The sequence below is a fragment of the Mycobacterium sp. genome, assembly GCF_035603715.1.
Lineage (GTDB): Bacteria > Actinomycetota > Actinomycetes > Mycobacteriales > Mycobacteriaceae > Mycobacterium.
In genome coordinates this window covers 1-10,566 of record NZ_DATNJW010000193.1, presented here as the reverse complement: position 1 = coordinate 10,566, position 10,566 = coordinate 1, and the positions used below count along the sequence as shown (strand labels likewise).

The following is a 10,566-nucleotide window of genomic DNA, read 5'->3' as shown; positions in this document are numbered from 1 at the left end:
CTTCTTCCAGAACACCTGCCGCTGGCGGGATCTGCGCAAGATCACCATCGCCCAGGTGCAGGGCAACGCGATCTCCGCGGGCTTGATGCTGATCTGGGCATGCGACTTGATCGTTGCGGCCGACAATGCGAAGTTCAGCGATGTCGTCGGCGTCCGGATGGGTATGCCCGGCGTCGAATACTATGCGCACCCATGGGAATTCGGCCCGCGTAAAGCCAAAGAACTACTGCTGACCGGCGATTCACTGGATGCCGACGAGGCCTATCGGCTCGGCATGGTCTCCAAGGTCTTTCCGGCCGACGAGCTGGCCGACAAGACGCTGGAGTTCGCGCGGCGCATCGCCGAGCGGCCCACCATGGCGGCGCTGCTGATCAAGGATTCGGTGAACGCCGCGTCGGATGCGATGGGCTTCACCGAGGCGCTGCGCCATGCGTTTCACATCCACGAGCTGGGTCACGCGCATTGGGCCGCGCACAACGAGAACCGGTACCCGGTCGGGCTGCCGCCCGACGTCGAGGACTGGCGCAGCCCCAAGCCGACGAAGATCGCCCGCAAGGACACTCCGTAGTCACACGGGTCGCATGGGTGGGACAGCGAATTCGCTCAGAATTGGGCAGGTGGTGCATCCCTCCTCCCGTCAGAGCCTGCTGTGGCAGGTGTGGTTCTATGACTAGAACCTGTTTCAGTTTCGGCGTGAGGAGCTGGCATGCAGCTTTCGTTCGAAGACCGGACTTACCTGGTCACCGGCGGTGGCAGTGGGATCGGCAAGGGGGTTGCCGCCGGGCTGGTGGCCGCCGGGGCCTCGGTCATGATCGTCGGGCGCAACCCCGACCGGCTGACCGGGGCCGTCAAAGAGATCGAATCAAGCGCGGCCGGTAGTGGCTCGATACGTTACGAGCCCGCTGACATCACCAACGAGGAGGAGGCCACCCGCGCAGTCGACGCGGTGACGGCCTGGCACGGCAGGCTGCACGGCGTGGTGCATTGCGCAGGCGGATCGGAAACCATCGGGCCGATTACCCAGGTCGACTCGCAGCTGTGGCGTCGGGCTGTCGACCTCAACGTCAACGGAACAATGTACGTGCTCAAGCACTCAGCGCGTGAGATGGTGCGCGGCGGAGGCGGTTCGTTCGTCGGCATCTCGTCGATCGCCGCCAGCAACACCCATCGCTGGTTCGGCGCTTATGGGGTGAGCAAGTCGGCGCTCGACCACATGATGCAGTTGGCCGCCGACGAACTCGGAGCGTCGTGGGTGCGGGTCAACAGCATCCGCCCGGGCTTGATCCGCACGGATCTGGTCGCGCCCGTCCTTGAATCGCCGGAGTTGAGCGAGGATTACCGGCTCTGCACCCCACTGCCGCGACCCGGCGAGGTCGAGGATGTCGCCAACCTGGCGATGTTTCTGCTCAGCGATGCCGCCAGCTACGTGACGGGGCAGGTCATCAACGTCGACGGTGGGCTCATGTTGCGTCGCGGCCCGGACTTCAGCGCGATGCTGGAACCGGTGTTCGGCGCCGATGGGCTGCGCGGAGTGGTCTGAGCCTGCCAAACCTGTCCACTGAACGGGATGGCGTCGCACCGTCTGGCCAAAGCCGGTCCACCATCGAAGCATCGGAATATCGTTGCGGGTGCGGCAAGACAGGATGACATCATGGCCCGACGGGTTATCGACAACATCGGCGACATCGCCGAGCAGCTGCGGGATCAGGGCGCTGAGGCCGAACGCCTCGGCCGGATGCCCGACGACACGGCCAAGCTGCTCAAAGCGGCCGGCCCGATCAAGCTGCTGCAGCCCAAGCAGTACGGCGGATACGAAGCTCACCCAAGGGAATTCGCCGAGACCGTGATGGCTGTGGCCGCCCTCGACGGCGCGGCCGGATGGGTCTGCGGCGTGGTGGGCGTGCACCCGTGGCAGCTGGCGTTCGCCGACCCGAAGGTGCGCGAGGAAGTATGGGGAACCGACGACAACACCTGGATGGCTTCGCCCTACGCGCCGACCGGCATCGCCGTCCCGACCGACGGCGGCTACACGTTCAACGGCCGCTGGCAGTTCAGCTCCGGGACCGATCACTGCGACTGGATTTTCCTGGGTGCGTTGCTGGGCAACGCCGACGGCAGCATCGCCGGCCCGCCGACCATGCTGCACATGATCCTGCCCCGCAGCGACTACCAGATCGTCGAAGATACCTGGAATGTAGTGGGGCTGAAGGGGACTGGGTCCAAAGATATCATCGTCAAGGATGCTTTCGTGCCGTCCTACCGGGTGATGAACGGTGACCAGGTGATCGACGGGACCGCGCAGAAGGAAGCCGGTGTCACCGAATCGCTCTACAAGATGCCGTGGTCGAACATGTTCCCGCTCGGCATCAGCTCTGCGGTGATCGGTATCTCCGAAGGGGCGCTGGCCGCGCACCTCGATTATCAGCGCGGGCGGGTCGGAGCGCAGGGCACTGCGATCAAAGACGACCCGTATGTGTTGTTCGCGATCAGTGAAGCGGCCGCCGATATCAACGCCGCCCGTCAAGAGTTGCTGGCCAACGTCGACAAGATGTGGGACATCGTGGAGTCCGGACGGGAAGTCTCGTTCGAGGAGCGGGCAGTGGGCAGGCGTACACAGATCCGGGCCGCCTGGCGAGCGGTGATGGCGGTGGATCAGATCTTCGCTCGCTCCGGTGGAAACGCAGCGCGGATGGATAAACCGTTGCAACGGTTTTGGCGTGATGCGCACGTTGGGCTGAACCATGCGATCCACGTGCCCAGCACGGTCTACCATGCCGCGGCGCTGAGTTCGATGGGCATCGAGCCGGCGGATCCGCTGCGGGCGATGATCTGATGCCGGAGATCAAAAGCCTGGGCTACATCAAGATTCAGACCAGCGACATCGACCGGTGGCGCAGCTTCGCCTTCGACGTCCTCGGTTTCGCGCAAGGCAGCGGACCCGAGCCTGACGCGCTGTACTTGCGGATGGACGAGCGCCCGGCCCGCATCGTCGTCGTCCCGGGCGACACCGACCAGGTGGTACACGTCGGCTGGGAAGTGCGCGATGGGCTGGCGCTGCAACGAGTTCAGGACACGCTCGAACACGCGGGGATCGCCGTCAAACCCCTGTCCGTGGAGGAGGCCGACGAGCGCAGGGTCGAGGACGTCTTCGCCTTTACCGATCCGACCGGCACGCCGACCGAGGTGTTCTTCGGCCCCGCGCTCGATCACAGTCCGGTCGTGACGCCGTACGGCGCCACGTTTGTCACCGGCGCGCAGGGACTAGGCCATGTGGTGCTGCCGACGATGGACCCTGCCGGCGCGTTCGCGTTCTACAGCGAGACGCTGGGCTACTTGCCCCGCGGCGCGATGCGGCTGCCCGCACCGCCAGAATTCGGCCCGCTGCGGATCCGGTTCTTCGGTGTCAACGAACGTCATCACAGCATGGCGTTGTGTCCCGCGCCGCACGGCGGGGCGCCGGGGCTGGTGCACATCATGGTCGAGGTCGACTCTTTGGACGCGGTCGGCCGCGCACTGGATCGTGTTGTCAAGGCTGGCTTTTCGTTGTCGTCGACATTGGGCCGGCACACCAACGACAAGATGATCTCGTTCTACGTCCGAGCGCCCGGCGGGTGGGACATCGAGTTCGGCACCGACGGCATGAAAGTCGACGAAAAGTACTACACCGCCGAGGAAATCACCTCCGACAGCTACTGGGGCCACGACTGGTCGGGCGCCGAGCCGTTGGCCGCGATGTGACCGTCACGCCCGTTCACACGCGCGACATCACCGACTGGGACGCCGAAGCCGATGTGGTGATCGCCGGATACGGGATCGCGGGCGTGTCCGCGGCGATCGAGGCCGCGCGGGCAGGCGCCGACGTGCTGGTGCTGGAGCGCACCGGCGGCTGGGGTGGCGCTGCGGCGCTGGCCGGCGGTTTCGTCTATCTCGGCGGAGGTACGCCGATCCAAAAAGCCTGTGGCTTCCAGGATTCCGTCGAGAACATGCAGGCCTTTCTGTGCGCGGCGATGGGGCCGGGCCCCGACGTGGACCGGATCGCCGATTACTGCGAGGGCAGCCTCGAGCACTTCGACTGGCTGGTGGATTGCGGTGTTCCGTTCAAGCCCAGCTTCTGGAGTGAGCCGGGATGGGAACCACCCGACGACGACGGGTTGATGTACACCGGCGGCGAGAATGCCTTCCCCTACAACCAGATCGCCACACCGGCACCACGCGGACATGTGCCGCAGATGCAGGACAAACGGACCGGCGAAAAGGGCGGCGGCTACATGCTGATGAAGCCGCTGGTCGACACCGCCACCGCGTTGGGTATGCGCAGCATCGTCGACACCCGGGTGCAGCGACTGGTGATCGAGAGCGACGGGCGGGTGGCCGGCGTCATCGCCCGGCAGTACGGCAACGAGCTGGCGGTGCGGGCGCGGCGCGGAATGGTATTGGCCACAGGCAGTTTCGCGTACAACGAGTCGATGGTGGCGCGGTATGCGCCGAGGATCGCCGGCCGTCCAGCGGCCTCGGTCGAAGAGCACGACGGGGTGGCGATCCGGATGGCGCAGGCGCTTGGCGCCGATCTGGCCCACATGGACGCCACCGAAGTGGCGTTTCTCGTCGACCCGCAGTTGATCGTCCGCGGGATCCTGGTCAACGGCCGAGGGCAACGCTACGTCGCCGAGGACACCTACCCGGGTCGTATCGGCCAGCTCACTCTCTACCAGCAGGACGACACCGCCTTCCTGGTGCTCGACGCCGACGCGCATGAGCAAGCCATGGGGTGCCGGTCGGCGACGCCTTTTCTGCTGCGTCCGCCGACCTGGGTCTGCGAGAGCGTGGCCGAGCTGGAAGCCGAAATGGGTCTGCCGACCGCCTCGCTGCAAACCACCGTCGCGGCCTACAACGAGGGCGCTGCGCGCGGCGAGGATCCGCTACTGCACAAGAAGCCGGAATGGCTGCGCCCGATCGGCAGCCCGGTGGGCGCCATCGACTTGCGCGGCAACACCGGCGGCTTCACTCTCGGCGGCCTGCATACCTCGCTGTCCGCCGAGGTGCTCAACGTCAGCGGCGAGCCGATCCCCGGTCTGTTCGCGGCCGGGCGGGCCACCGCCGGCCTTGCCGCCTGGGGATATGCCAGCGGCATTTCGTTGGGTGATGGCAGTTTCTACGGCCGTCGCGCCGGGCGGGCCGCCGCGAACGCGTAATCGCACATCACGGCCGGGGCACGCGCTGGCGTGCCCCTTTTTCGCGCCTTGTGATGGCCACCACACTGTGCTATGAATAGGCATATACCTATTAGTAATATCGGATGCCGGGAGGAACCATGACCAGCCAGGCCGACGCCTGCACTCCGAGCGCCGTCATCGATCGCATTTCACTGGTCCTGGACGCCTTTGACGGACCGGGCCGGCTCTCGCTGGCCCAGGTCGTGCGGCGCACCGGGCTGCCACGCTCCTCGGCGCACCGGATGCTCGAACGACTGGTGCAACTGCGCTGGCTGCGGCGGCACGGACGCGACTACGAGCTGGGCATGCGGCTGGTCGAGTTGGGGTCCCTTGCGGTGCATCAGGACCGGCTGCACGGCGCAGCGCAGCCATTTCTGCACGAACTTCACCGGGCCACCGGCCTCGTGGTGCACCTCGCCGTGCTGGACGGGTCGGACGTGGTCTACCTGGAGAAGATCGCCGGCGGGCTCGGCGCCGCGATTCCCACCCGCGTCGGTGGCCGTCAACCCGCACACTGCACCGCGGTCGGCAAAGCGCTGCTGGCGTTCTCCGATCCGGACAAGCTCGACTTTGACTTCGATGTCGACCTGCTGACCCGCAAGACCCGGTACTCGATCTCCACCCGTCGTCAGCTGACCGACGAACTGGCTGCGACACGGGCCCGCGGCGTCGCCTACGAACGAGCCGAATCGGTCGCCGCGTTCGGCTGTGTCGCAGCGCCGATCGGCGACCCCGGTGCGGCGGTCGCCGCCGTCTCGGTCTGTGGTCCGCTGGACCGGATGGCCTTCGATCACCGGCTGGCCGGGCCTGTGCGCACCACCGCCCTCAACATTTGGCGCAATTACGACGACGGCGGCGCTATCCGCGTGCAGCCCATCCTGCAACAGCCGCGCCCGCTGCATCCCACACCGGTCCGGGCCTTGCAGTACGCGTGAGCCTCGACGCCGAGTTCGCCAAGCTGCTACCGGCGCTCAACTCTTACTTCCCGCGTGTCGAGACGATGACCGGGCAGCAATTGCGCACCGTGATCCGCGAGCGTGCCGTGCCGCCGCCGCGTCCCGCGCCGGTCCGTGCGGTTGCGGACCGCACCGTGCCCTCCTCGGCGGGCGACATCGTGGTGCGGATCTATTGGCCAGAAAAGACGTCGGGTCCCGTGCCCGTCGTCGTCTTCGCGCATGGCGGCGGGTTCGTGTTTTGCGATCTGGATTCCCACGACGAGCTGTGCCGCGCGATGACGAACGGTATCGGCGCGGTCGTGGTGTCGGTCGACTACCGACTGGCGCCCGAATCACCATGGCCGGCAGCAGGCGAAGATGTCTATGCCGTCGCCGACTGGGCGGCGCAACAGGCCGCAGCGCTCGGCGCCGATCCGGGTCACCTGCTGGTTGCCGGTGACAGCGCCGGCGGCAACTTGGCCGCGGTGACCGCCCTGATGGCCCGCGACCGCGACTGGCCCGCAATTGCGGGCCAGTTGCTGATATATCCGGTGATCGCGGCGGACTTCGGCACGCCGTCCTACCAACGCTTCGGTGAGGGTTACTACAACACCGCTGCAGCGATGGCGTGGTACTGGGATCAGTACGTTCCGGCACTCGCGGACCGCAGTCATCCCTACGCCTCGCCGCTGCGGGCCCGGCTGACCGGCCTGCCGCCCGCGGTGGTGATCACCGCCGGGTGTGACCCGCTGTGCTCGGAGGGCAGCCACTACGCGAAAGCACTTGTCGCCGCCGGAGTTCCGACGATTCACCGTGACTACGAGGGCGCGATCCACGGCTTCATCACGATGGCAAGCCTGGGCATCTGTACGCGGGCGCGAGAGCAGGCTTGGGCCGACGTTGGCGTGCTGCTGTCCCGCTCATCGGAATGAGGGCTTGCCGCCGCTCGGGTCGACCGAGGACGCTAGATCTTGTTACACACCGACGGAGGACACGATGGCTACCTGGGACACGATCGATCGATACGTCGTCATCTCGACGGACACCCATGCCGGGGCTGACATCGGCGACTACAAGCCGTATCTGCCCACAAGATTGCACGACGACTTCGACGCATGGGCCAAGACCTACGTCAGCCCGTTCGATGACTTGATCATCGCGACTGCCAGCCGTAACTGGGACAGCGACCTGCGGATCGCCGACATGGACGCCGACGGGGTGGCCGCGGAGGTGTTGCTGCCCAACACCGTCCCGCCGTTCTTCCCGACCACCCCCAACATCACCATCAGCCTGCCCCGCACCCGTGACGAATTCGAGAAGCGTTGGGCAGGCGTGCAAGCGCACAACCGGTGGCAGATCGACTTCTGTTCACTGGCCCCGGCCCGTCGCCGCGGGCTGATTCAAATCTTCCCCAACGACATCGACCTGGCGCTGGACGAAATCCGTTGGGGCGCGGAACATGGCTGCTTCGGCGGAGTGCTGGTGCCGCCGGTCTCACCGGGCGATCCGCACGTCGCTCCGCTCTTCCACACCCGGTATGAGCCGATCTGGGCGCTGTGCGAGGAACTGGACCTCACGGTGGTGCAGCATGCGGGAGCCGGCAGCCCAGAGATGCCGATGGACCAGCCGGCATCCAACGCGGTGTTGATCACCGAGATGGCGATGTGGGCCAACCGCACACTCGGGCATCTGATCCTGGCCGGGGTGTTCGAGCGGCACCCGACGCTTCGTTTCGTACCGACCGAGCAGGGCACGCTCTGGGTGCCGGCGCAGCTGGGCATGCTCGACGCCATGGTGCCCACGATGAAATCCGAGGCCGGCAACCGCACCTATGGGATGTTCGGCGGGTCGTCGGTCGACGCTCTAACCCTGACACCAAGCCAGTACGCGCAGCGGAACTGCTATCTGGCAAGCGAGCTGGCGCCGTTCGACTCCGGGATGATCGATTTCATGGGTCCTGAGCACATCATGTGGGGCAGTGACTACCCGCATGAGGAAGGCTTCACGCCGCATTCCAAGCTGGCCATCCGCTGGGCGCTGCATGATCAGTCGGAAGATGCGTGCCGAAAGATACTGGGTGGCAATGCCGGTCAGCTGTACCGGTTCGACCTGGACGAGTTGGCGCCGATCGCTGCCAAGATCGGACCAACCGTCGACGAGGTGCACACACCACTAGGCGACACCGGTTACCGGGCCCCCGCGGCGTTCGGCTACCGGCCATTCGAGGGCGGGCTGGCGCTGAAGCGTCTGGCACCGGCCCGCAGTTAGGGCCGGTCGGGATCCTCTGTCTGTACTCGCTTTTCGACTTCGCGCCAGTGGCCGGGACGCGGCGTCGGGAAGGCGCCGTCCGACTCCTCCCGGCCTTTCCTGAATGCCGCTTCGGCCTCGTCGATGTCTTTAATCAGCTGTAGCGCAAGTTCCCGCTCGGCCGCGAAATAACGTTCAGACCACTGCATCGCGATGCGTGGGTAGGCCCAGGCCGGTTCTTCGGCCGCAGCTTCCGCGTCGATCGCCACCCGCTGCCGCATCGTGTCGACGTGAGCGATGTGTTCTTGCAGAATTTCCTTGAGCCGGTCCGGCTCGTTCAGATGGCCAAGCCAAACCCGCAACAGCACACCGTGTTTGAGCATCGGCGGGTCGATAGGAGCCTCGATCGCCCACTTGCTGACTGCGTCCCGGCCAGATTCGGTGATCTTGTAGGTACGTCGACCACGCGGCCCGCCGTCATGCTGAACCCGAGATGTGGCGTAACCATGCGACTCCAGTCGCTTGAGCTCCGAATAGATCTGGCTGAATGACGGACTCCAGTAGAAGTAGCCGACGCTCCAGTCCGCCCACTTCTTGATGTCGTAGCCGGATACCTCTTCGCCGAACGCAAGCATGCCCAACACGGCCCAACTCGTCGGCGGAAGGTTCGGTAACGCGCTGGTCCCCACTTGAAAAGGTTAGCAATGATCGCAGGGCCGAAACGGTCGCTGACCACTCAGCGGGACGGTGTGATCGAGCGACCGGCGACGAGGTCGAATCCTTTGTACCCGGCCGCGGCGATGTCGGCGATGATCTGACCGTAGACGCCGAAGCCGCCGACGAACGGCATGAACACCCGTGGCTTGCCGGCAACGTTGGCACCCAGGTACCACGAATTCGCCCGCAGCATAAGGCCCTCCGCGGCACGGTGGGTGCATTCGTCGGTCCAGTCGGTGGCCGCCGACCTGGTGGCTTCCAATGCTATGGCTCCGTGTGCGCCGAGGTAGCGGATCGCGTCGGCGATCCAGTCGACGTGCAATTCGGAATGCAACGCCATGTTCGCCAAGACCGATGGGCTGCCCGGGCCGCTGATGTTGAACAGGTTCGGGAAGCCGGGAACGCCCAGCCCCAGATAGGTGACCGGGCCGGACGCCCACGCGGCGTTCAGGGTCTCGCCGCCACGCCCGGCGATGTTCAGCTTGCCCACCGACCCGGTCATCGCGTCGAAGCCGGTCGCCAGCACCAGCGCATCCAGGTCGTAGTAGGCGGCCGAAGTCGCCACCCCGGCCGAGTCCATTCGCGCGAGCGGCGTCTCTCGCAAGTTGACCAGGGCCACGTTCTCGCGGTTGAACGTCTGGAAGTAGTTGTCGTCGGTGCAGATTCGCTTCGTCCCGATGGGATGGTCGGCCGGGATCAGCCAGTCGGCGACCTGCGGATCGTCGACGACGGCGCGAATTTTCTCCTCCCAGAAGACTCGGGCGGTGTCGTTGGCTTCCGCGTCGAGCATCTGGTCGGGAAAGGTCTTGCTGAACAGCACCCCGCCGAGCTGCCACCGCTTTTCGTAGGCTTCCCGCCGCTCCTGCTCGGATACGTCGAGCGCAGACAGCGGGTGCGGTTGGTGCGGTGAACCACCCCCGCTGGCCATTGACAGCCGGCGACGTTCCGGATAGCCGGCCTTCTGCGCGCGCCGCACGTCGTCATCAAGCGGAACGTTTCCGGCGGGAACGCTGTAGTTGGGGCTGCGCTGGAACACATATAGTTGGCTCGCCTGCTGGGCAATGCACGGAATCGCCTGAATTCCTGACGATCCCGTACCGATGACGCCTACTCGTTGACCGGTGAAATCGACGCCGTGATGCGGCCAGTGCGCGGTGTGGTAGATCTCGCCGGCGAACGACTCCATTCCCTCGATGGCGGGGATGTTCGCGTTCGACAACGGGCCGACGGCCAGCACCATGAAACGCGCGAACACCACTTCGCCTGTATCGGTGCGGATTTCCCAATGCCAACTGTCCTCGTCGAGGATCGCATCGGTGACGCGGGTGCCGAACGTAATGTCGGGTCGCAGGTTGAATCGGTCGGTCACGTGGTCCAGGTAACGAAGGATCTCCGGTTGCGTAGCGTACTTCTCGCTCCAGTTCCAGTCCTGCTGAAGCTCCTCGTCAAATGAG

10 protein-coding genes are annotated in these 10,566 nt (G+C 65.7%); 8 read left to right on the top strand and 2 right to left on the bottom strand.

What is annotated here, in order from left to right; genetic code table 11:
• The 8 genes from VN856_RS08310 to VN856_RS08275 form a co-directional block, all read left to right on the top strand.
• A partial coding sequence (locus VN856_RS08310; protein WP_325687922.1) for an enoyl-CoA hydratase occupies window positions 1-568 on the top strand: 568 nt, incomplete at its 5' end.
• A gap of 138 nt (window positions 569-706) precedes the next feature.
• Window positions 707-1,540: an SDR family oxidoreductase gene (locus VN856_RS08305; protein WP_325687921.1), complete on the top strand. Its 834-nt coding sequence runs from the start codon at window positions 707-709 to the stop codon at window positions 1,538-1,540.
• A gap of 111 nt (window positions 1,541-1,651) precedes the next feature.
• Window positions 1,652-2,833: a hydroxylase gene (locus VN856_RS08300; protein ID WP_325687919.1), complete on the top strand. Its 1,182-nt coding sequence runs from the start codon at window positions 1,652-1,654 to the stop codon at window positions 2,831-2,833.
• Window positions 2,833-3,738 carry a biphenyl-2,3-diol 1,2-dioxygenase gene (gene bphC / locus VN856_RS08295; protein WP_325687917.1) on the top strand — a complete coding sequence of 302 codons (906 nt, stop codon included), beginning with the start codon at window positions 2,833-2,835 and terminating at the stop codon, window positions 3,736-3,738. The genes VN856_RS08300 and bphC overlap by 1 nt, the downstream gene beginning before the upstream one ends.
• Window positions 3,735-5,192, top strand: a complete 1,458-nt coding sequence (locus tag VN856_RS08290) for an FAD-dependent oxidoreductase (RefSeq protein WP_325687915.1) — start codon at window positions 3,735-3,737, stop codon at window positions 5,190-5,192. Before bphC ends, VN856_RS08290 begins: the two co-directional genes overlap by 4 nt.
• A 119-nt stretch (window positions 5,193-5,311) precedes the next feature.
• Entirely contained in the window at window positions 5,312-6,148 is an 837-nt protein-coding gene (locus tag VN856_RS08285) for an IclR family transcriptional regulator (RefSeq protein WP_325687914.1), read from the top strand.
• Window positions 6,145-7,080, top strand: coding sequence for an alpha/beta hydrolase (locus VN856_RS08280; protein ID WP_325687912.1), 936 nt, complete (start codon window positions 6,145-6,147; stop codon window positions 7,078-7,080). The genes VN856_RS08285 and VN856_RS08280 overlap by 4 nt, the downstream gene beginning before the upstream one ends.
• A gap of 64 nt (window positions 7,081-7,144) precedes the next feature.
• Entirely contained in the window at window positions 7,145-8,416 is a 1,272-nt protein-coding gene (locus VN856_RS08275) for an amidohydrolase family protein (protein ID WP_325687910.1), read from the top strand.
• On the opposite strand, the gene VN856_RS08270 is transcribed toward VN856_RS08275, so the two are convergent.
• Together VN856_RS08270 and VN856_RS08265 are read right to left on the bottom strand one after the other, a co-directional pair.
• Window positions 8,413-9,030 (bottom strand): PadR family transcriptional regulator, encoded by a 618-nt coding sequence (locus VN856_RS08270; protein ID WP_325687924.1) that lies wholly within the window; start codon window positions 9,028-9,030, stop codon window positions 8,413-8,415. The genes VN856_RS08275 and VN856_RS08270 overlap by 4 nt on opposite strands.
• A gap of 101 nt (window positions 9,031-9,131) precedes the next feature.
• Window positions 9,132-10,566 (bottom strand): NAD(P)/FAD-dependent oxidoreductase (locus VN856_RS08265; protein ID WP_325687908.1); only part of this gene is annotated, 1,435 nt, incomplete at its 5' end.

What these genes read in the sequence shown, in the direction of transcription:
- VN856_RS08305 (WP_325687921.1), top strand. Translation starts at nt 707, where the DNA reads ATGCAGCTTTCGTTCGAAGACCGGACTTACCTGGTCACCGGCGGTGGC.
- VN856_RS08300 (WP_325687919.1), top strand. Translation starts at nt 1,652, where the DNA reads ATGGCCCGACGGGTTATCGACAACATCGGCGACATCGCCGAGCAGCTG.
- bphC (WP_325687917.1), top strand. Translation starts at nt 2,833, where the DNA reads ATGCCGGAGATCAAAAGCCTGGGCTACATCAAGATTCAGACCAGCGAC.
- VN856_RS08285 (WP_325687914.1), top strand. Translation starts at nt 5,312, where the DNA reads ATGACCAGCCAGGCCGACGCCTGCACTCCGAGCGCCGTCATCGATCGC.
- VN856_RS08275 (WP_325687910.1), top strand. Translation starts at nt 7,145, where the DNA reads ATGGCTACCTGGGACACGATCGATCGATACGTCGTCATCTCGACGGAC.
- VN856_RS08270 (WP_325687924.1), bottom strand. Translation starts at nt 9,030, where the DNA reads ATGCTTGCGTTCGGCGAAGAGGTATCCGGCTACGACATCAAGAAGTGG.